The sequence below is a fragment of the Teichococcus wenyumeiae genome (assembly GCF_003696345.1).
Taxonomy (GTDB): domain Bacteria; phylum Pseudomonadota; class Alphaproteobacteria; order Acetobacterales; family Acetobacteraceae; genus Pseudoroseomonas; species Pseudoroseomonas wenyumeiae.
Genome location: NZ_RFLX01000007.1, coordinates 32096 through 52352, shown reverse-complemented (window position 1 = coordinate 52352; position 20257 = coordinate 32096). Strand labels below are relative to the sequence as shown.

The window sequence follows — 20257 nt, the reverse complement described above, 5'->3', positions numbered from 1 at the left end:
CGTTACTCCTCCTGTGCGCGGGCAGTCCTGGTGCCGCCATGGGCTTTGGCCCTCTCACGCTGCGGGAAGGTTACGCAGGCGCAGCAGCCGGTTGCAACGGTTCTGATGCGGGCGATTCGAATGCGCTGGCGCAGGCCTCATCTTGCCGGGCGCGGGCGGCGGGCGGAGAATGCGGCATGAGCACCCTTCCCACCCACGACGACGTCCTGGCCGCCGCCGACCGCCTGCGCGGCCGGGTGGTGCGCACCCCCATGCTGCGGCATCCGCTGCTGGATGAGATCGCCGGCGGCACCGTGCTGATCAAGCCGGAATGCCTGCAGCGCACCGGCAGCTTCAAGCTGCGTGGCGCCACCAACGCGGTGCTGAGGCTGGACGCCGCGCAACGCGCCGCCGGCGTGGTGACGCATTCCTCCGGCAACCACGGCCAGGCCATCGCCTGCGCTGCGGCTGCGGAGGGCGTGCGCGCCCTGATCGCGATGCCGGCCGATGCGCCCTCCATCAAGGTGGAAAGCACACGCCGCTGGGGCGCCGAGATCACCTTCTTCGACCGCGCCACCACGGACCGCGAGGTGCTGGCCAGCCGGCTGGCGGAGGAGCGTGGCGGCACCGTGCTGCCGCCCTTCGATCACCCCGATGTCATCGCCGGCCAGGGCACCCTGGCGCTGGAACTGGTCGAGGATGCCCGCGCCGCCGGCTTCGAGCTGGATGCACTCTCCGTCTGCACCGGCGGCGGCGGGCTGGTGGGCGGCTGCGCCCTGGCGGTGGAAGGCGCCTCTCCCGCCACCGAGGTCTGGGCGGTGGAGCCGGAAGGCTGGGACGACACCGCGCGCTCCCTCGCGGCCGGGGAGCGGATCGCCAATGACGGCAAGGGTGCGCTGCTGTGCGACGCGCTGCTTTCCATGCGCCCCGGCGCGCTGACCTTCGCGGTGAACCAGCCGCGCCTGAAGGGCGCCGCCGTGGTGACGCCGGATGAGGTCTTCCGCGCCATGCGCCTGGCTTTCGAGGCCTTGAAAGTGGTGGTGGAACCCGGTGGCGCCGTGGCCCTGGCGGCGGTGCTGGCGGGCAAGGTGCCGGCGCGTGGCCGCACCGTGGGCGTGGTGCTCAGCGGTGGCAACGTGGACCCGGCGGTCTTCGCCCGCGCCCTGGCGGCCTGATGCTCCGGCTGGCGCCGCGCTACCGCCCGCTGACCCTGCTGGCGCTGCTGGTGGGCATCGCCCTGGTGGGGGTGGTGCGGCTGCGCGGCGGCGCCTGGCTGCATGCGTCGATGTTCGGCTGGTGCGGCTTCGTGCTGACGCATGCCGTGCTGGTGCTGGCACGCATCTGGCCGGCCGATGCCGAGGCCATGCGGATCCATGCCCAGGAGCTGGATGAAGGCCGCTTCGCCATCATGGCACTGTCGCTGCTGGCCGCCGCGGCCTCGCTGGTGGCGGTGGCGATGGACCTGGCGGCCTCCACGCCTGGTTATGTCTCGCTGGGCGTGGCGACGGTGGTGCTCTCCTGGCTCTATGTGCACCTGCTTTTCGCGCAGGATTACGCGCGGGAATACTGGCTGAGCGGCGGCGGCATCCATTTTCCCGGCGGCGCCGAGGAGCCGCCGTTTTCCGAGTTCCTGTACCTCGCCTTCAGCATCGGCACGACCAACGGCGTGACCGATATGGTGACGCATTCCCCCGCCATCCGCCGCGCGGCAATGCTGCACGGCCTGATCGCCTATGCCTTCAACGCCGTGATCGTGGCGGGTACGGTGGGCATCGTCACCGGGCTGCTGAATGGGGGCAGCTCGTGATCCTGCGCCCCCGGCCGAGTTCCTGGGCGCTGCTGTTCATCCTGCGCGGCTCCATCGTTCCGGTCGTGGCGCCGCGCCTGCTGGGCGTGGCCCTGCTGGGCGCTGCGGTGGTGGCGGCGGAACGGCGCTGGCCGGGATTCATGCCCGAGTTGCCGCTGGCCTCCTTCGCACTCTTCGGGCTGGCGCTCTCCATCTTTCTCGGCTTCCGCAACAACGCCTGCTACGACCGCTGGTGGGAAGGGCGGAAGCAATGGGGCCGCCTAGTCATCGAGGCGCGCAGCCTGGCGCGCGAGACGACGGCGCTGCTCGGCCCGCAACCCGCGCTGCTGCGCCGGGCCATCGGCTTCACCCATGCGCTTTGCGCCCGCCTGCGCGGCCGCGACGAAAAGGCCGCCGCCAGCCCCTGGCTGCCGCCGGAGGAAGCCGCCGCCCTGGCCACCGCGCCCAATATTCCCGATGCCATCCTGCGCGCCATGAATGCCGAGCTGGCGGCGCTGCGGCGGGACGGGCGGTTGAGCGACATGCTCTACGCCGGGCTGGAGGAGCGGCTGCACGGCCTTTCCGAGGTGCAGGCGGCCTGCGAGCGCATCCGCTCCACGCCCCTGCCCTTCGCCTATACCCTGCTGCTGCACCGCACGGCCTTTCTCTTCTGCCTGCTGGTGCCTTTCGGCCTGGCCGGCACCATCGGGCTGGCGACTCCTGTTGCTTCCGTGCTGCTGGCCTATGCCTTCTTCGGCCTGGATGCGCTGGGCGACCAGCTGGAGGAACCCTTCGGCCTGGAGCCGAACGACCTGCCGCTGGATGCCATCACGCGCACGGTGGAGATCGAACTGCTCGCGACATTGGGCGAAACGGACCTGCCGCCGCCGTTGCGCCCCGTGCGCTTCTGCCTCACCTGATCCTGGATCGGCGTCCTACCTCGTTCATGAGGTTGACCAGCCGTGGGAAGGGCAGGGAGGATCGCCAGGGAGCCCAAGAGTTTTCCGAACCGGATCGACCTCAGGAGACCGCCGATGCCCCTGCTGCAGGTGAAAGACCTCACCGTGCGCTTCGACACCGCCGGGGGCACCGTGCATGCCGTCAGCGGCGTGACCTATGACCTGGAGCCGGGGGAAACCCTGGGCGTGGTGGGCGAGAGCGGCAGCGGCAAGAGCGTGCATGTGCTGGCCATGCTGGGGCTGATCCCGAAGCCGCCGGGGCGCATCGCCGGCGGCCAGGTGCTCTTCGAGGGCCGCGACCTGCTGACCCTGCCGGAGCGGGAGCTGCGCGACCTGCGCGGCAAGAAGATCGGCATGATCTTCCAGGACCCCATGACCTCGCTGAACCCGGTGCTGACGGTGGAGGCGCAGGTCGCGGAGGCCATCACCAGCCATGGCCTGATGTCCAGGAGCGCGGCGCGGGCAAGGGCGGTGGAGCTGCTCGACCTCGTGGGCATCCCCGAGCCACGGAAGCGGGTGAAGCAGTTTCCGCACCAGTTCTCCGGCGGCATGCGGCAGCGCGCCATGATCGCCATCGGCGTCGCCTGCGAGCCGAAGCTGCTGATCGCGGATGAGGCCACCACCGCGCTGGACGTGACGGTGCAGGCGCAGATCCTGGACCTGATGAAGGACCTGAAGCGCAAGCTGTCCATGGCGATGATCTGGATCACGCATGACATGGGCGTGGTGGCCGGGCTCGCCGACACGGTGCAGGTCATGTATGGCGGCCGCATTATGGAGCGCGGGCCGGCGCGGGCGGTCTTCAACGACACCCGTTCCGCCTATACCTGGGGCCTGCTGCGCTCGCTGCCCGACCACAGCGAGGGCCGGGTCTACGAGACCCATACCCCCGGCCAGGCGAGGAAGCGCCCCCGCCTGCGGCAGATCGCCGGCGCGCCGCCGGACATGACCGACCCGCCGCCCGGCGACCCTTTCGCGCCGCGCAACCCCTTCGCCATCTCGGGCTGCTTCCAGGAGATGCCGCCGCTGGTGCAGGCGCGCGATGCCGCGCCGGGCCATCTGGTCGCCGCCTGGTATGACCTGCCCAAGGCGCTGGCCGCGCGCCCCGACCTCGCCGGCAAGGGAGAGGGGGCATGAGCGCGGCCGCCGCACCGCTGCTGCGGGTGGAAGGGCTGACCAAGCACTTCCACACCACGAAGAATCTCTTCGGCAAGCCGACCCATACCGTGCGCGCGGTGGAGGGCGTTTCCTTCGAGATCGGGCATAGCGAGACGCTGGGGCTGGTGGGCGAATCCGGTTCCGGAAAGTCCACCACCGGCCGGCTGATCCTGCGGTTGGAAGAACCCACGGCGGGGCAGGTTTTTTTCGAGGGGCAGGACATCAGCCGCCTGCGGCCGCATGCCCTGGCGCCGATCCGCCGCAGGTTACAGGTGGTGTTCCAGGATCCCTTCTCCTCGCTCAACCCGCGCCTGCGCATTGGCGAGAGCGTGGGGGAGCCGCTGAGGACCCATGGCCTGATCTCCAGCGCCGGGGAGCGGCGGGAGAAGGTGGCGGCGCTGTTCCGGCAGGTGGGGTTGGACCCCCGGTTCATGGACCGCTTCCCGCACCAGTTCTCCGGCGGGCAGCGGCAGCGCATCGGCATCGCCCGCGCCATCGCGTTGGGGCCGAAGCTGATCGTGGCGGATGAGCCCATCACCGCGCTTGATGTTTCCATCCAGGCGCAGATCGTGAACCTCTTCCTCGACCTGCAGGAGGAGATGGGCATGGCCTATCTCTTCATCGCGCATGACCTCGGCATGGTGCGGCATCTCTGCCACCGGGTGGCGGTGATGCTGCGCGGCCGAATCGTCGAGATGGGCAGCACGGAGCAGGTCTTCGCGAATCCGCGCCACCCCTATACCCGCGCGCTGATCTCCGCCGCGCCCATTCCGGACCCGGAGCGGGAGGCCGCGCGGCGCCGCATCCCCTATGACCTCGTGCCCCCGCCGCCCGGTGCGGTGCTGCAGGAGGTCGAGCCGGGCCACTGGGCGCTCTCCGCCGCATGAATTCAGTGGAATCGGCGCCGCGCTGTCCTAGTCTGTGGGCATGACGCACCGTTTCCTGTGGCTGGCGCTCGCCGGCATGCTGGTGGTCGCTCCGGCCCTGGCGGAAGGCAGCTTTCCCGAAGAGCTCTCTCCCTTCGATCAGGGCCGGCTGGAGCGTTTCGACACCGTGCGGCGGGAAGCCATCGCCGCCGCCCGCGCGCGCGGCAAGCCGGCGGATGTCGCCGTGCTCAATCAGGTGCTGAAGGGGGAGGCGGCTTCCATTCCCCCGGCGCGCATGGCGGGCGACTGGCGCTGCCGCCTTCTGAAGCTGGGTGGCACTCCGCCGCTGGTGGTCTATGCCGATTTCAAATGCCGCATCACCGACGATGCCGAAGGGCTGCGGCTGGAAAAAATCACAGGCTCCCAGCGCACTTCCGGCATCTTCTACGACATCCCGGGCCGCCGGCTGGGCTATGCCGGGGCCGAGGCCTGGGGCAACGAGCGGCCGCTGCGCTACGGGCAGGACATGCAGCGGGACCAGGTCGGCTACCTCGTGCCGGTCTCGGCAGACCGGATGCGGCTGGAGCTGCCGCTGCCCATGCGCGAGTCGCGCTTCGATATCCTGGAGCTGCGGCGGTAGCGGCCCGTTCCCTAATTCTCTTGCCCCGCAGCGGGATCGGGCGAGAGTCGGCAACACAATCATAAGAACAGGGAAGAACGCCATGAGCGGTCCTTACACAGGTGCCTGCTTCTGCGGTGCCGTCGAGCTTCGCGTCACCGGCCAGCCGGATGCCATGGGCTACTGCCATTGCCGGTCCTGCCGCTCCTGGTCAGGCGGGCCGGTGAATGCCTTCAGCCTCTGGCAGCCGAAGGCGGTGGAGGTCACCAAGGGCGCCGAGCATATTGGCACCTATGCCAAGACGCCGATGAGCGAGCGCCAGTTCTGCAAGCTCTGCGGTGGCCACCTCATGGCGCGCCATCCGCCGCTGCAAATAATCGATGTCTTCGCCGCCACGATTCCCGACCTGCCCTTCGTGCCGGCCGTGCACCTGAACTATGCCGAGACCGTGCTGCCGATGCGCGACGGCCTGCCCAAGATGCGTGACTTCCCGGCGGAAGTCGGCGGCTCCGGCGAAACGGTGCCGGAATAGGAAGGCCGCTGCGCGCCGGCGGGCTTTCGCCCTAGGCTCGGCCCATGCGCATCCTGCTGCTGAACGGCAACACCGATGCCGCCATGACCGAACGCATGCTGGCGCTGGCGCAGGCCGCGCTGCCGCGCCTGGGGCTGGTGGGCGTGACGCTGCTGCCGGCCACGGCGCGCTTCGGCGCCCGCTACATCGCCAGCCGCGCGGCGGCGGCCATTGCCGGCCATGCGGTGCTGGAGCAGGTGGCGGAACATGCGGGGCAGGTGGATGCCGTGGCCATCGCCTGCTTCGGCGATCCCGGCCTGGCGGCGGCGCGGGAAGTGGCGCGCATCCCCGTCACCGGCATGGCCGATGCCAGCCTGGATATCGCGCTGGACATGGCGCCGCGCGTGGCGCTGCTGACCGGCGGCGCCGCCTGGGTGCCGATGCTGGAGGAATTCTGCCTGCTGCGCGGCCTGGGGCGGGACCGCGTCGGCGTCCATGCCGTGGCCCCCACCGGCGACCTGATCGCGCGGGAGCCGGAGCGCGCCCTGGACCTGCTGGCGGAAGCCGCCGCCGGGGCGGTGGCGGCCGGCGCGGGGGTGGTGGTGCTGGGCGGCGCCGGGCTGGCCGGGCTGGCGCCGCGGTTGCAGCCACGCCTGCCCGTGCCGGTGCTGGACAGCCTGGAATGCCTGCTGCGGGTGGCGGCCCGCCCGCTGCCGGTGCCGCCCGCCGCCGCCCCGGCGCCGAGCACCGGCCTCGCCCCCGCATTGGCGCACCGGCTGGAAGCCCCTTGACGCTGGCGCGATCCCCCGGCACCCCGGCGTCCATGTCCGAGAATGCAGACCCTACCTTCGCCGCCGCCTCCGCCCCCTATCACGAGCTGCTCGGGATGCGGCTGGAGGAATGGCGCGACGGCTTCGCCCGCGTGGTGATGACCGCCAGCCCGCAGCACATGAACCGCAGCGGCATCCTCCACGGCGGCGCCATCCTGTCCCTGATCGACCAGGCCGCCGGCTTCTGCGGGTTGTGGTGTAGCGTGCCCGGCAATGCCCGCCGCGCCGTGACCATCGACCTGGATTGCCGCTTCACCGGCCAGGTGGCCAGCGGGCGGGTGGTGGCGGAGGCGAAGATGGCTTCGCGCGGCCGCAACATCTATTTCGCGCGCACCGAGGTCTTCAATGAGGCCGGCGAGATGGTGGCCTTCGGCAGCTCCACCCACCGCTGGCGCAAGGGCAGCGAGACCACCGAGGGCGCGCCCGAGACGGCCTGAGTCCGCAACCGGATCGCGCCTGCGCTGTTCTCCCCCCGAACAGTGAGGGAAGACACATCATGGCTGCTCCCCAGAACGAAGACGAGATGCGCGTGAAAGTGCGCGACATGATCAAGGACATCCAGGTCGCGATCATGGTGACGAACACCCCGGAAGGCCGCATGCATGGCCGCCCGATGCGGGCGCAGAAGCCGGACACGGATGGCAAGACGCTGTGGTTCTTCACCAGGGACGACAGCTCGAAGGTCGATGAGATCGAGGGCGAGCCGCGCGTGCTGCTCGGCTACTCGGACACCAAGAGCCAGGATTTCGTGTCCATCGCCGGCAAGGCTCGTGTGGTGCGCGACAAGGAGATGAACAAGAAGCTCTGGACCGAGGACCTGCGCACCTGGCTGCCGCAGGGCCCGGAAGGCGATGGCATCGCGCTGATCGCGGTTGAGGTGGAAAGCGCCGAATACTGGGATGGCGTCGCTTCCAACGTCGCCTTCGCCTTCGGCTATGCCAAGGCCGCCGCGACGGGCAAGCCCGCCCATACCGGCGAGAATGCCAAGGTCGCCTTCCACGACTGAGGCGCCGGCCTGAAGGCCGCACCGGCACCGCCCGCCATATGGCCGGGCGGTGCTTTTTTTATGCGTGGCTCAGCCCGGCTTGCGCCAGAAGCCCCGCACCACTTCAGCCGGGCCCTGGTGCTTCGGGCCTTCATCCAGCCGCACGGTGCCTTCCAGGCATTCCTGCACCTCCAGGCTGGCGAAGGCTTCCTCGGCCATGGCGCGGGTCCAGAGCAGCGCGGGCTCCTTCGGCCCGCCGCTGCGGCGGCCCTGCTGCGCCGGCGTGAAGCATTCCAGCACCAGCAGCCCGCCCGGTGCCAGGGCGTGCAGCGCGCCGGCCACCACCACCGCCCGGTCCTGCGGCGGCAGGTGCAGGAAGATCCAGGCGATCAGGTCGAAGCGCGCTTCCGGCCAGGACCAGCGGGTGAGGTCGGCGGCCTCGGTGCGCAGCGCGATGCCGTGCTGGCTGGCCAGGGCGGCGGCGCGGGACAGGCCGGCGGCGGACCAGTCCACCGCCGTGACCTCCAGCCCCTGCTGCGCCAGCCAGACGCCGTTGCGGCCCTCGCCATCGCCCAGCGCCAGGGCGCGGCCGCAGCGGGGCAGGCGGGGCGCCAGGCTTTCCAGGTAGCGGTTGGGGGCCTGCCCGAACATCCAGGGCTGGGCGGCGTAGCGGGCATCCCAGGCGAGGCTGTCGCTCACCGCGCCGGTTTCCAGCCAGGCGGCGCCAGCTCGAAACCCGCGAAGTCGAAGGCGGGGCTGACGGTGCAGCCCACCAGCACCCAGCCGCCCAGCGGACGCGCCGCCTGCCACCAGCCCTTGGGCACCATGCCGAAGGGCTGCTGCCCGGCGCCGAGATCCGGGCCCAGCAGCCGCTCCTCCACCCCCTGGCCATCGGCGGACAGGGAGAGCGCCAGCGGCCCGCCGGCATACCAGTGCCAGGCCTCGGCGGCATCGACACGGTGCCAATGGCTGCGCTCGCCGGCATCCAGCAGGAAATAGATGGCAGTGCCGGCGCCACGCCCGCCATCCGCCGGCGCATCCCGCCAGATCTCGCGGTAATGGCCGCCTTCCGGGTGCGGGCGCAGCTCCAGCGCCGCGATCACGGCCGCCGCCGGCAGGCTGGCGTCGCGCAGGTCGATGCCCGGCATCAGGCGGGCTCGGTCTCTGCCAGCGCCGGGTGCCGCGACACCTCGGCGAACCAGGCGGCCAGCTTCGGGTGTTCCTCCCGCCAGGGCTCATCGGCGAAGCGGAGGTCGAGGTAGCCCAGGGCGCAGGCCACGGCGACGGCGCCGATATCCCGCAGGCCCTGCGGCGGCGCGGCTTCCAGCACGTCCAGCGCGCGGGCAATGGCCGCCTGGGCCCGGCCGCCCGCCTTCTGCCGTCCTTCATCCTGCGGGAAAGGCTGCTGTATGCGCCGCAGCAGGGCGGCATCCATGATGCCATCCGCCAGCGCCTGCATCACCAGCGCCCCCGTGCGCTCCGGCCCCGGCTTCGGGAAGAGCGGGCGCGCCGTGCCCAGGCCATCGAGATACTCGCAGATCACCGGGCTGTCATAGACCGGCAGCCCTTCCACGGTGACGAGGCAGGGCACCTTGGACAGCGGGTTCTGCGCCAGCAGCTCCGGCGGGCTGAGATCGGGGCTGACATCGATCCGCTCGATCCGGTCACCCAGGCCGCGCAACAGCGCGCAAACCATCACCTTCCGCGCATAGGGACTGGTGGCGGAGTAGAAGAGCTGCATGGCGGCGCGAATCCTTCTGGTTTGATCAGCCGCGGAAGTTATCCTTCGCCTTGCGGATCTCGGCCAGACGCGCGGCGCTGGACACGCGCAGGAAGGGGTTGGTTTCCATCTCCTGCCCCAGCAGGGAAGGCACGGTCGGCTGTCCGGCGGCACGCTTGGCGGCGACATCGGCCGCCTTGTCGCGCAGCGCCTGGTTGTAGGGCTCCACCGTCAGGGCGAAGCGGGCATTGCTTTCGGTATATTCATGGCCGCAGCAGACCAGGGTCTGCGGCGGCAGCGGCTTCAGCAGCTCCAGCGCGTGGAACATATCCTCCGCCGTGCCTTCCAGCAGCCGGCCGCAGCCGAGGGAGAAGAGCGTGTCGCCGCAGAGCAGCACGTCGCCATCGGGGAAATAGAAGGCGATATGGCCGACCGTATGGCCGGGGCTATCGATGACGCGGCCTTCCGTCTCGCCCACCCGGACCGTATCGCCCGGCACCACGGCCTGGTCGAGCTTCGGCAGGCGGTGCGCATCGGCCTTCGCGCCGATGACCTTGGCGCCGTATTTCGCCCGCACTTCCTCCACGCCACCGATATGGTCGTCGTGGTGATGGGTCAGCAGGATGATGTCGCAGCGGCCTCCGGCGGCATCCAGCGCGGCGATGACCGGCGCGGCCTCGCCCGGGTCGCAGATCGCGACGGTGCCGGTGGCCTGGTCGCGAAGCAGCCAGGCGTAGTTGTCGGACGCAAAGGGCACGGCCTGGACGGTCACGGTCATTGCAGCGGTCCTTCTTTCTGGGGGCACAGGAAGGGCGTGCCAGCCCACGCTTCCGCCACTATATCGGATGCATGAGCGCGGAGGTCCACACGCCCCTCGAATCGGCCATTCCCGAATCGCCGCATCGCGATTTCTACCAGTCCGCCACCGGGCGGGTGGCGGCGCGGGTGTTGCGGGAACGGCTGCTGGAATTCTGGCCGGACCTGACCGGCCAGCGCGTGCTGGGGCTTGGCCATGCCGCCCCTTACCTGCGCCTGTGGCGGGACCGCGCGGAACGCGTGCTCTGCGCCATGCCGGCGGAACTGGGGCCGCAATATTCCTGGCCCCGTAGCGGCCCGAGCCTGTCCACCCTGGTGGAAGAAACGGAGCTGCCCTTTCCCGATTTCTGCTTCGACAACGTGCTGCTGGTGCATGGGCTGGAGACCGCCGAGAACGGCCGCCGGCTGCTGCGCGAGGTCTGGCGCGTGCTGAAGGAGGATGGCCGGCTGCTGGTGGTGGTGCCCAACCGGCGCGGCATCTGGGCCCATTCCGACACCACGCCCTTCGGCCAGGGGCGGCCTTATTCCCCCGGGCAGATTTCCCGCCTGCTCAGCCGCACCATGTTCACGGTGGAGCGGCGGCGCGGCGCGCTGTTCATCCCGCCCTTCCAGACCCGGCTGCTGCTGCGCGGCGCCGGGGTCTGGGAACGCGCCGGGCGCGCGCTGGTGCCGCGCTTCGCGGGTGTGACGCTGGTGGAAGCGCGGAAGGAGATGTTCGGCGCGATGCCGGTGGGGGCGCTGCCCGCCAAGGGCCGCCGCGTGCTGGTGCCGGCCGGGGTGCGCTTCACGCCTGTGGCGCCGGAAGACGAAAAGCTGCCGGCGGCCTAGCTGATCTCTTCGTAAAGCCCGCGCGCTTCCGACGCCGGGCCGCGCCGCTCCGCCAGGGCCAGGACGCGCCAGATGCGCACCATGCCCCGTTCCGGCCCGCCGAAAGCCAGGGTCAGCACATCTCCCGGCCGCAGCTTGGCATGCGGCTTATCCACCGGCTGGCGGTTCAGCCGCACCGTGCCGCGCTCGACGAAGCGGCTACATTCGGCGCGGGTCTTGGCCACCCGCGCGCACCACAGCCACTTGTCCAGTCTTTGCCAGTCGCGGTCCTCGGTTTCCGCCACCGCCGGGAAGGGCTCCTCAGCCCTTGCCCAGCTTCAGCTTCGCCAGCACGGCGAAGGGGCTGTCAGGGTCCGCCTTGGCGGGCTTCGGCGTATCGAAGCTGTAGGTGCGGCCCTCGTTGCCCCGGTTGTCGCGGCCCTTGTCGAAGGGACGGTTGCCACGCGGGCGGTCCTCCCGCGGGCCACGCGGCCGGTCGCCCTGCGGGCGCTCGCCCTCGGGGCGGTTCTGGCGGTCGCGCGGCGGGCGGTTGCCCTCGCGCGCCTCGGCCGGCTGGCCATCGCGGGGCGGGCGGGGGCCACGGTCCGGGCGCGGGCCACGCTGCTGGCGGTCGCCCTGCGGACGATCCCCCTGCGGGCGCTGGCCTTCCCGGCGCGGCGGGCGGCCACCTTCGGGGCGCGGCGCGGCCTCGGCACCCGCTTCGGCACCGGCCTCGGCGGGCGCGCCATCCTGCGGCGCGGCCGCGGGGGCCTGCTGCGGGCGGCGGTCGCGCTGCGGGCGCTGGCCGTGGCGGGGACGGTTGCCCCGGCCATGCTCCTCACGCCGCGCGCCGACCATGGTAGGGGAGGGCGGGCCGAAGGCATCCTCGGCCAGCGGCTCGGCCGGCAGCAGGCGGAAGCCCAGGGCATTCAGCACCGCCGGCAGCGCATCGGCCTTCACGCCCAGGCGGCTGGCGACATCCTGCGGCAGGGTGGCGGGGGCGCGGCGGGTCAGGTGGCCCAGCTCGCCGGCCACGCGCTCGGCCACGTCCAGGCGCAGCAGCACGGAGCCCGCCTGCACCCAGCCCATGGTGGCGGCGAAGCCGCGCGGCCAGCCTTCCGGCGGCTGGATGGAGACGAGGCCGCCGCCCGGCAGGGTCGGCACCACGCATTCGGCCTTCAGCGCCCAGAGCTGCGCGCGCAGCGCCATAGGACGGGGCTTCAGCACTTCCGGCAGATAGAGCGCGAAGCGCCCGGCGCGGATGCCGATGGCCTTCAGCTTCTGCCGCAGTTCCGGGTTCACCTCGGCCTCGGTGCCACCCGGCACCAGACCCAGGTATTCCCGCAGGCGGAAAGCGGGGCCGCGCAGGGTGTTATCCTCGGCCGCCTTCTCCTCGACCGTGGTCACCGCCGCGAATTCCTTCGCGATCAGCGCCTCCAGCCAGGCGGCCAGCTTGGCCCGCACCCGCTCCCGCTGCGCGCCGTCCAGGAATTCGGACTGCAGCACATCGACCTGCGGCTTGTCGGCCGTGGGGCCGGCCTTAAGGCGGGCGATCTCGGCCCCGTCCCAGGTGATGCGGTGGGTGGGGGTCAGGGCGAATTCCTCGTCCTTCGCCGCTTCCAGCGCCACCACACGGCGCGGGATCTCGTCCACCAGGGCACGACGGGCGGCGCGCAGCACCAGCTTGCGCTCGTCCTCATTGGCCGCGGAGGCATCCGGCTCGAACACGAAGCCGCTGACATGACCGACGGGATGGCCTTCCACCACCACCTCTCCCTTACGATTGACGGCGGAGAGCAGCTCTTCCTCCGTTTCGTCCAGCCGGCGGATCAGATGAGCCGCGCGGCGATCGACGAAACGGGCGGTCAGGCGCTCATGCAGCGCGTCGGAAACGGCGTCCTCGGCGGCGCGCGCCTCGGACTGGAAACGGGTTGCATCACGCACCCAATCGGCCCGGGCGGCCACGTAGGTCCAGACCCGGATCGCCGAAAGGCGCGTCATCAAGGTATCGAGGTCGCCCTCGATATTGCCAAGCTGGGCGATCTGCCCCGCCACCCAGTCATTGGGCAGCGCGCCGTCCTGCACCAGGTGGCCGAAGATCTTGGCGGCGAACTTGGTGTGGCTGTCATCCGCCAGCTTGCGGAAGTCCGGGATCTGGCAGGCTTCCCAGAGCAGCCGCACCCGGGCGCGGGAGGTGGCGAGCTTGCGTACCTCCGGGTCCCGCGACAGGGCTTCCAGCGTGATGTGGTCCGTGGCGTCGTTGCCTCGTGCCAGGCCGGGCTGGTTGGGGGCCAGGGCCAGGCTGTCCAGCAGGCCGTCGATGCTGGCCATGTCGAGGTCGGAATTGCGCCAGGCCAGGGTCTGCAGTGCCTCGAAATGGTGGGTCTCGATCTTTTCCACCATCTCGTCCGGCAGCGGCGGGCATTCCGCCGTCACGCCGAAGGTGCCGTCCCGCATGCCACGGCCGGCGCGGCCGGCGATCTGCGCCGCTTCCTGCGGCGTCAGCACGCGGGGGCGGTGGCCGTCGAACTTGTTCAGGCTGGCGAAGGCGACATGGTCTACGTCCATGTTCAGCCCCATCCCGATGGCGTCGGTGGCCACCAGGAAATCGACTTCACGATTTTGATACAATGCCACCTGGGCGTTGCGGGTGCGGGGGGAAAGCCGCCCCATCACCACCGCGCAGCCGCCGCGCCGGCGGCGGATGGCTTCCGCGATGGCATAAACCTCGGCCGCCGAGAAGGCCACCACGGCGGAGCGCGGCGGCAGGCGGGTCAGCTTGGCCGGGCCGGCATAGGAAAGCTGGGACAGGCGCGGCCGCGTCTCGATCTCGGCCTGCGGCACCAGGCGCTGCAACAGGGGGCGGATGGTCTCGGCGCCCAGGAACATGGTCTCGACCAGCCCGCGCGCATGCAGCAGGCGGTCGGTGAAGATATGGCCCCGGTCCGGGTCGGCGCAGAGCTGGATCTCGTCCACGGCGACGAATTCGGCCTGCCGGTCCAGAGGCATAGCCTCCACCGTGCAGGCGAACCACTTCGCCTCGGGAGGGACGATCTTCTCCTCCCCGGTGATGAGGGCGACGTATCGCGCCCCCTTGGCGGCCACCATGCGGTCGTAGTTCTCGCGCGCCAGCAGGCGCAGCGGGAAACCGATGATGCCGGAGGCATGTGCCAGCATCCGCGTGATGGCCAAGTGGGTCTTTCCGGTATTGGTCGGACCCAGAATGGCCTTGACGCGGGCCGGGAACATGGCGGCGGACGAGCTGTGGGGGACGAAACCTGACATCGCTTCCGGTGTGTGGAGCCATTGGGGGGTGCTTGGCAACGGGGCGTGTGCGCCAGGGCCTCTGGTCTGATGCGCGCGGCTGGGTCAGGCTGCCTGTTCCGATGCCCCAGATCCCCGTTCCGAACCTGTCCCATGCCGCGCGCTACGCCGCGCTGCTCGGCACCGTTTACGCCGCCCTCGGCATCTCCCAGCCCTTCCTGCCGGCCTTCCTGGCGGAGCGTGGGCTGCAGGCGGGGGAGGTTTCCGTTGTGCTGGCGCTGGGCTCCGCCGTGCGCCTGCTGGCCGGGCCCTTCGGCGGCCGGCTGGCGGATCGGCTGGGCGATCCGCGCCTGTTGCTGGCGCTCTCCGCCGCGGCGGCCGCCCTGGCCTGCTGCGGCTTCCTGCTGGGGGCGGGGCTGCTGGGGCTGGTGCTGGCGCAACTGGTCTTCAGCACCTTTCTCGCGCCCCTGGTGCCGGTGTCGGAGGCCGTGACGCTCTCCGCCGCCCGGCGGGGATGGCTGGATTATCCCCGGGTGCGGGCGGCGGGCTCGGCGACCTTCATCCTCGCCTCGGCCCTGGGGGGCTGGGCGGCGGGGCAATGGGGCTTCGGCACCGCGCCGATGCTGATGGCCGCCATGCTGGCCCTGACAGCCCTGGCCGCGCTGCTGCCGCGCTACGGCGGCGGTGTCGGCGGGCTGGCGCGGGCGGGCGGTGGCGGCGGCTTCCGGGCCGTTCTGGCTCTGCCGGGCTTCCGGCGGCTGCTGCTGCTCTCGGCGCTGATGCAGGGCAGCCACGCCGCGCTTTATGCCTTTGGCGCCATCCACTGGGCGGCGGCGGGGCATGCGCCGGTCACCATCGGGCTGCTCTGGGCAGAGGGCGTGGTGGCGGAAATCCTGCTCTTCGCCTTCGGCCGCCGGCTGACGGAGGCGCTGGGGATACGCGGCATGATGCTGCTGGGCGCGTTTGGCGGGCTGCTGCGCTGGGGCCTGCTGGGCGCCACCACCTGGCTGCCGGCACTGGTGCTGGCCCAGTTGCTGCACGCCGCCACCTTCGGGGCACAGTACCTGGGGGCGATGCGGCTGCTGCAGCGGCTGGTGCCGCCGGACCAGGCCTCCACGGCGCAAACGCTGCATGCCAGCCTGGGCGGCGGGCTGGGGACGGGGCTGCTGACCCTGGCCTGCGGGCCGCTTTATGCCGCCTGGGGCGGGGCAGGGGCCTTCTGGGCCATGGCGGTGCTCTGCCTGCTGGCGGTGCCGGTGGCCCTGGGCCTGCGGCGCGACATGCCGGCGGCCAAATATTCTTGACCAATGTGTTTATAAGCCAAACCGAGAGTTTTCTCGGCCGTTCCTCTTGGTCGGAAGGGCATGGCTCGTGCTGGCAGAGACAGAGGAACAGGCGTGGAAGAGGATAAGGCAGCCAGGGCTGCACAGCGCGGCGAGCTGACCGACCAGGACCAGGGACATGGCCAGAGCGTCGGCGTGCCGGCGGCCGGGCAGCACGAGGATGTGTCCTATTCCCCCACCGGCGGCCCAGGCATCCGGCACTGGCAGGAAGCGTCGATCACCGAACCCGGCCTGGAAGACCGGGGCAACGTGTTCTTCGCGGCGGTCGAGATGACCCGCATGCCTATGATCCTGACCGACCCCAACCTGCCGGATAACCCGGTTGTCTTCGCCAACCGCGCCTTCGAGGACCTGACGGGCTACAGGCAGGAGGAGATCGTCGGCCGCAACTGCCGCTTCCTGCAGGGGCCGCAGACCGACCGGGAAAAGGTGGCGGAACTGCGCGATGCCGTTGCGGAGCACCGCCCCATCTCCGTGGAACTGCTGAACTACAAGCGGGACGGCACGCCCTTCTGGAACGGCGTCTTCGTCGCGCCGGTCTTCGGCGCGGATGACAAGCTGCTGTATTTCTTTGCCTCGCAGCTGGACGTGACGCGCCGCCACACGGCGGAACAGTCTTTCCGCCAGGCGCAGAAGATGGAATCGATCGGCCAGCTCACCGCCGGGCTGGCGCATGACTTCAACAACCTGCTGCAGGTGATCTCCGGCAGCCTGGAGCTGCTGCGCAACAAGCTGCAGGACGACCGCCTGGCCCGCTACGTGGACCGCGCCGGAGAGGCCGCCGAGCGTGGCGCCAAGCTGACGCGCCAACTGCTCGCCTTTGCCCGCAAGACACGGCTGGAGCCACGCGTCTCGGACGTGAACAGGCTGGTGCATGAGTTCATGGACATGCTGGACAGCACCGCCGGCAGCCGGGTGGAGATGCAGGTCAACCTGCGCCGCCGCCTGCCGCCGGTGCTGGTGGATGTCGCGCATCTGGAACTGGCGCTGCTGAACGTGGTGATCAATGCCCGCGACGCCATGCCGGCGGGCGGTACGGTCACAATCTCCACTTCCATCGTGGCGCTGGAGGAGAACGGGCTGCCGGGCGGACCCTATGTGGTCATCTCGGTCAGCGACGACGGCGAGGGCATGCCCGCCCATGTGCGGGAGCGTGCCACCGAGCCCTTCTTCACCACCAAGGGCACCGGCAAGGGCACGGGGCTGGGCCTGGCCATGGTGCAGGGCTTTGTGCAGCAGTCCCGCGGCAAGCTGGAGATCGACAGCGAGGCCGGGCAGGGCACCATCATCCGCATGTTCTTCCCCGCCGCCGCCGAAGATGTCGAGGCCGTCCCGCCGCGCCCGGCGCCGGAGCGCCGCCTGCCGCAGGAGCCACGCGGGGGCGCCGAGACCATCATGGTGGTGGAGGACAGCGAGGACGTGCTGACCCTGGCGCGGGAGCATCTGGAGGCTCTGGGCTACCGCGTCATCGCCGCCCGCAATGCCGACGAGGCGCTGGAACTGCTGGAGCGGCCGGAGAACGTGGGCATCGACCTGCTGTTCTCGGACATCCTGATGCCCGGCAGCATGAACGGCCTGACGCTGGCGCAGCGGGTGCGGGAACAGAGGCCGGATGTCGCCGTGCTGCTGACCACCGGCTACAACGAGGACCTGGTGGCCGAGGGGCCCAGCACCTCCAACTGGGACGTGCTGGGCAAGCCTTACCGCCGCTCGGCGCTGGAGGACCGGGTGCGCTGGGCGCTGAACCGCCGCGCCGGCAAGCCGCAGTCGCTGCGCGACCAGGGCGGCGGCCCGAAGCACGAGGGCTGAGCCGCCGCCGGGGGAGTTTGGCTCAGACGCTGGCGAGCAGGGCGGCTATCAGCCGGGCGCGGGGCACCAGCGCGTCCATCAGGATGTGCTCGTTGAGCGTATGGGCATTGCCGCCCAGCACGCCCAGCCCGTCCAGCGTCGGGATGCCCATGGCGCCGGTGAAATTGCCGTCGGAGCCGCCGCCGGCGCTTTCATGGGCGATGTTCAGCCCCAGCTCGGCGCCCAGGCGGCGGGCCTGCTCGTAGAGGCCCATCACTGCCTCGTCCGGCTCCCAGACCGGGCGGGTGACGCCGCGCTTCACCTCGAAGCGCACGTCGCCGCTGGCATTGTTCAGGGCGAGCATCTTCTCCACCGCCGCATCGAGGTCCGGCTGGCGCTTGGCCATGGTCAGGGCCTCGGCGTCGCAGAAGGTCGGCACGCAGTTCACCCACTGCCCGCCATGCATGACGCTGACGGAGAAGGTGCAGGCCTCCGTGGTCATGTCCTCGATGGCGATCAGCCTGCGCGCCATTTCCTTCACCGCACTGCGGCCGGCGGAAAGTTGGGCGCCGGCATGGCTGGGGCGGCCCACCGTGCGCAGGTTGAAGCGCGCGATGGCATAGCGCCCGGTGACCACGCCGCCATCCGTCCGCCCGGGCTCCGGCACCAGCACCACCTGGTGGCGGGAGGCCTCGGCCTCGATCAGGTCGCGGGTGGAGGGGCTGCCGATCTCCTCGTCGCTGGTCAGCAGCACCGTCACGGGGCGGCTGGTGGGGATGCCGGCCTTCGCCAACGCCGCCAGGGCCTGCAGCGTCAGCACCGTGCCGCCCTTCATGTCGAAGATGCCGGGGCCGAAGGCGCGGTCCCCTTCCACCCGGAAGGGCAGGCCGGTGGCCAGGGTGCCGACGGGATGCACGGTGTCCAGATGCGCCAGCACCAGGATGCCGCCCTCCGCCGCGCCGGGCGGGGCGAAGCGGGCGCGGATGCAGTCGCCCAGGCCCATGCGGCCGGGGATACGCTCCACGCGGGCGCCCATCAGCGCCATGTCGCGCATCGCCAGGGACATCATCGCGTTGACGGCGGTGGCGTCGAAGGTCGGGCTTTCCTGCTCCACCCAGGGGCGCAGGCTGGCCAGCAACCCTTCCGCCGTGAAGGGAAGGGCCAGGGCACGGCTGGCGTTGGGAGAAAGCGCCGAAGGCGTCGCGGCATCCATGGGTAAGGCTCCTGCAATGCGGTTCGGGGCGGCAGCCTGCGGCCTCTTCGGCATCACGGCAAGGGCCAGGCTTCGGCAGCGGAGTGGCTGACGCCGCCGCCAGAGCGCTGTTACACTCCCGCTCCATGACCGAAGCCCCGCCCCCGCGCCGCATCGTGCCCGAAGCCGGCCCGCATCTTTGGCATGCCGAGGCGCTGTCCCCCGCCGACTGGATGTTGCCGCTGGGCGTGGAGGCCGCGGCGGAAGCGCAGGCGGCCGCCCCCGGCGCCGCCCTGCCGCGCCTGGACCCGCTGCTGTCCCGCGTCGCGGAGCGGCTGTTGCACGGCAAGGGCTTCGTGCTGCTGCGCGGCCTGCCCCTGCCGGAGGACCCGGGCGCGCTGCTGCGCCTGCTTGGCGCCCGCATTGGCGAGGTGATGCTCTTCCCGGCCGGCGAGGGTTCCCTGTTCAACGAACCCTGCGACATGCTGCTGCTGCTCTGCACGGATTCCACGACCATGACGCTGCATTCGGCCGCCGCCGTTCACAACGCCCTGCTGAAGACCGACCGCGCGGCGCTGGAGGCTTTCTACCAACCGCTGCCGCAGGCTTCGGGCGGCCTGGAGGTGCCGGTCTTCGCTGTCAGCAGCGGGGTTTTCTCCGCGCGTCTGGACCGTGACGCCATTGCCCATGGGTTGGCGCCCGAGGCCCTGGCGGCCCTGGACCAGGCGCTGGAAGCCTCCGGCCCGCCGCTGAACCTGCCGCTACGGCCGGGGGATGTGCTGGGCATCAATCCCTTCCTGGTCTGGGCCAGCCGGGTGCGCAGCGCGGTGGCGCAGCCATTGCGGGCGCGCGAGGATTCGCGCTTGGCGGAAGGCGCCTTCGCGGGAATGCTGCGGTCATGACGCGCATCCTGGTCGCCAATGCCAATACCACCGAGGCCATCACGCGGCTTTGCGCCGAGGCCGCGCGGGCAGCCGCCGCGCCGGGCACCGAGATCGTGCCGGGAACGCCGCGCTTCGGCCCGGCGGTGATTTCCTCCCGCGCCGAGAATGTGATCGCCGGCCATGCGCTGCTGGAACTGCTGGCGGAACATGCCGGGCAGGTGCAGGCGGTGGTGCTGGCCGTCAGCCACGACACGGCGCTGGAAGCCGCGCGGCAATTGATGCCCGGCCCGGTGGTGGGCATGACCGAGGCCGCCTGCCTGACCGCCTGCATGACCGGCGCCCGCTTCGGGTTGCTGACGCTGGGGGGCGTGGAAACCTACCGCGAGCTGATCGGCCGCCACGGGCTTTCCGCCCGCCTCTCCGGGCTGGAAGGCATCGATGCCACGCCGCAGGACGCGGTGGCCGAGCCGGATTGGGTGGAGGCCATGGTGCTGGAGGGCATCGCCCGGCTGGCCGCGGGCGGCGCCGATGCCGTGGTGCTGGGTGGCGCGGCGCTGGCGGGCATGGCGGCGCGGCTTGGCCCCCGTGCCTCCGTGCCGCTGCTGGACGGCATCGCCTGCGCCGTGAAGATGGCGGAGGCACTGGTAGCGCTGAACCTGCCCAAGGCCCGCAGCGGCAGCCTGGCGCCCTTGAAGGGGCGGGACAGCAGCGGGCTTTCCCCGGCCCTGGCGGCGCTGCTGCGGGGCTAGG

22 protein-coding genes are annotated in these 20257 nt (G+C 71.1%); 15 read left to right on the top strand and 7 right to left on the bottom strand.

The features are described 5' to 3' along the window. The first annotated feature begins 176 nt into the window (after nucleotides 1-176). The 10 genes from EBE87_RS11390 to EBE87_RS11345 all read left to right on the top strand — a co-directional run bounded on the left by EBE87_RS11390 (nucleotide 177) and on the right by EBE87_RS11345 (nucleotide 7714). Nucleotides 177-1154, top strand: coding sequence for a threonine ammonia-lyase (locus EBE87_RS11390; RefSeq protein WP_120639324.1), 978 nt, complete (start codon nucleotides 177-179; stop codon nucleotides 1152-1154). Continuing rightward, nucleotides 1154-1786: a DUF1345 domain-containing protein gene (locus EBE87_RS11385; protein WP_120639325.1), complete on the top strand. Its 633-nt coding sequence runs from the start codon at nucleotides 1154-1156 to the stop codon at nucleotides 1784-1786. The genes EBE87_RS11390 and EBE87_RS11385 overlap by 1 nt, the downstream gene beginning before the upstream one ends. After that, entirely contained in the window at nucleotides 1783-2685 is a 903-nt protein-coding gene (locus EBE87_RS11380) for a bestrophin family protein (RefSeq protein WP_120639326.1), read from the top strand. Before EBE87_RS11385 ends, EBE87_RS11380 begins: the two co-directional genes overlap by 4 nt. Nucleotides 2686-2799: 114 nt before the next feature. After that, on the top strand, nucleotides 2800-3861 hold the full coding sequence (locus EBE87_RS11375) for an ABC transporter ATP-binding protein (RefSeq protein WP_120639327.1): 1062 nt from the start codon (nucleotides 2800-2802) through the stop codon (nucleotides 3859-3861). Next, on the top strand, nucleotides 3858-4769 hold the full coding sequence (locus tag EBE87_RS11370; protein ID WP_120639328.1) for an ABC transporter ATP-binding protein: 912 nt from the start codon (nucleotides 3858-3860) through the stop codon (nucleotides 4767-4769). The genes EBE87_RS11375 and EBE87_RS11370 overlap by 4 nt, the downstream gene beginning before the upstream one ends. 40 nt (nucleotides 4770-4809) lie before the next feature. Further along, on the top strand, nucleotides 4810-5388 hold the full coding sequence (locus EBE87_RS11365) for a DUF4893 domain-containing protein (RefSeq protein WP_120639329.1): 579 nt from the start codon (nucleotides 4810-4812) through the stop codon (nucleotides 5386-5388). An 82-nt stretch (nucleotides 5389-5470) separates the two neighbouring features. After that, entirely contained in the window at nucleotides 5471-5899 is a 429-nt protein-coding gene (locus EBE87_RS11360; protein ID WP_120639330.1) for a GFA family protein, read from the top strand. 44 nt (nucleotides 5900-5943) lie between these two features. Then, nucleotides 5944-6669: an aspartate/glutamate racemase family protein gene (locus tag EBE87_RS11355; RefSeq protein ID WP_122139994.1), complete on the top strand. Its 726-nt coding sequence runs from the start codon at nucleotides 5944-5946 to the stop codon at nucleotides 6667-6669. Nucleotides 6670-6701: 32 nt separating this feature from the next. Beyond that, entirely contained in the window at nucleotides 6702-7145 is a 444-nt protein-coding gene (locus EBE87_RS11350) for a PaaI family thioesterase (protein ID WP_120640926.1), read from the top strand. 59 nt (nucleotides 7146-7204) lie between these two features. Beyond that, a complete protein-coding gene (locus EBE87_RS11345) occupies nucleotides 7205-7714 on the top strand; it encodes a pyridoxamine 5'-phosphate oxidase family protein (protein ID WP_120640927.1) in 510 nt (169 codons plus the stop codon). Nucleotides 7715-7783: 69 nt separating this feature from the next. On the opposite strand, the gene EBE87_RS11340 is transcribed toward EBE87_RS11345, so the two are convergent. From EBE87_RS11340 to gloB, 4 genes are read right to left on the bottom strand one after another with little or no spacing between them, the layout of a single operon-like run. After that, nucleotides 7784-8392 (bottom strand): class I SAM-dependent methyltransferase, encoded by a 609-nt coding sequence (locus EBE87_RS11340; RefSeq protein ID WP_120640928.1) that lies wholly within the window; start codon nucleotides 8390-8392, stop codon nucleotides 7784-7786. Next, nucleotides 8389-8841, bottom strand: a complete 453-nt coding sequence (locus tag EBE87_RS11335; RefSeq protein ID WP_120640929.1) for a cupin domain-containing protein — start codon at nucleotides 8839-8841, stop codon at nucleotides 8389-8391. The genes EBE87_RS11340 and EBE87_RS11335 overlap by 4 nt, the downstream gene beginning before the upstream one ends. Then, a complete protein-coding gene (locus EBE87_RS11330) occupies nucleotides 8841-9434 on the bottom strand; it encodes a glutathione S-transferase family protein (RefSeq protein ID WP_120640930.1) in 594 nt (197 codons plus the stop codon). The genes EBE87_RS11335 and EBE87_RS11330 overlap by 1 nt, the downstream gene beginning before the upstream one ends. Nucleotides 9435-9459: 25 nt before the next feature. Continuing rightward, nucleotides 9460-10191 carry a hydroxyacylglutathione hydrolase gene (gene gloB, locus EBE87_RS11325; protein ID WP_120640931.1) on the bottom strand — a complete coding sequence of 244 codons (732 nt, stop codon included), beginning with the start codon at nucleotides 10189-10191 and terminating at the stop codon, nucleotides 9460-9462. A 71-nt stretch (nucleotides 10192-10262) separates the two neighbouring features. Between gloB and EBE87_RS11320 the strand changes: the two genes are divergently transcribed. Then, on the top strand, nucleotides 10263-11057 hold the full coding sequence (locus EBE87_RS11320) for a class I SAM-dependent methyltransferase (protein ID WP_120640933.1): 795 nt from the start codon (nucleotides 10263-10265) through the stop codon (nucleotides 11055-11057). Here the strand turns inward: EBE87_RS11320 and EBE87_RS11315 are convergent. Further along, nucleotides 11054-11341, bottom strand: coding sequence for an RNA-binding S4 domain-containing protein (locus EBE87_RS11315; RefSeq protein WP_120640932.1), 288 nt, complete (start codon nucleotides 11339-11341; stop codon nucleotides 11054-11056). The two genes, EBE87_RS11320 and EBE87_RS11315, sit on opposite strands and share 4 nt — an antisense overlap. Nucleotides 11342-11357: 16 nt before the next feature. Continuing rightward, nucleotides 11358-14321, bottom strand: coding sequence for a helicase-related protein (locus EBE87_RS11310; protein WP_233560084.1), 2964 nt, complete (start codon nucleotides 14319-14321; stop codon nucleotides 11358-11360). Nucleotides 14322-14422: 101 nt separating this feature from the next. Here EBE87_RS11310 and EBE87_RS11305 point away from each other — a divergent pair, with 101 nt between their 5' ends. Continuing rightward, on the top strand, nucleotides 14423-15604 hold the full coding sequence (locus EBE87_RS11305) for an MFS transporter (protein WP_120638679.1): 1182 nt from the start codon (nucleotides 14423-14425) through the stop codon (nucleotides 15602-15604). 93 nt (nucleotides 15605-15697) lie between these two features. Then, nucleotides 15698-17452, top strand: a complete 1755-nt coding sequence (locus EBE87_RS11300; RefSeq protein ID WP_199707423.1) for a histidine kinase famiy protein — start codon at nucleotides 15698-15700, stop codon at nucleotides 17450-17452. Between the two features lie 22 nt (nucleotides 17453-17474). On the opposite strand, the gene EBE87_RS11295 is transcribed toward EBE87_RS11300, so the two are convergent. After that, the gene (locus tag EBE87_RS11295; protein ID WP_120638677.1) at nucleotides 17475-18644 is read right to left on the bottom strand and encodes a M20/M25/M40 family metallo-hydrolase; all 1170 of its coding nucleotides are present in this window, start codon (nucleotides 18642-18644) and stop codon (nucleotides 17475-17477) included. A gap of 125 nt (nucleotides 18645-18769) precedes the next feature. Between EBE87_RS11295 and EBE87_RS11290 the strand changes: the two genes are divergently transcribed. Then, a complete protein-coding gene (locus EBE87_RS11290; RefSeq protein ID WP_120638676.1) occupies nucleotides 18770-19525 on the top strand; it encodes a hypothetical protein in 756 nt (251 codons plus the stop codon). Continuing rightward, nucleotides 19522-20256, top strand: coding sequence for an aspartate/glutamate racemase family protein (locus tag EBE87_RS11285; RefSeq protein WP_120638675.1), 735 nt, complete (start codon nucleotides 19522-19524; stop codon nucleotides 20254-20256). Before EBE87_RS11290 ends, EBE87_RS11285 begins: the two co-directional genes overlap by 4 nt. Nucleotide 20257 lies beyond the last annotated feature (1 nt).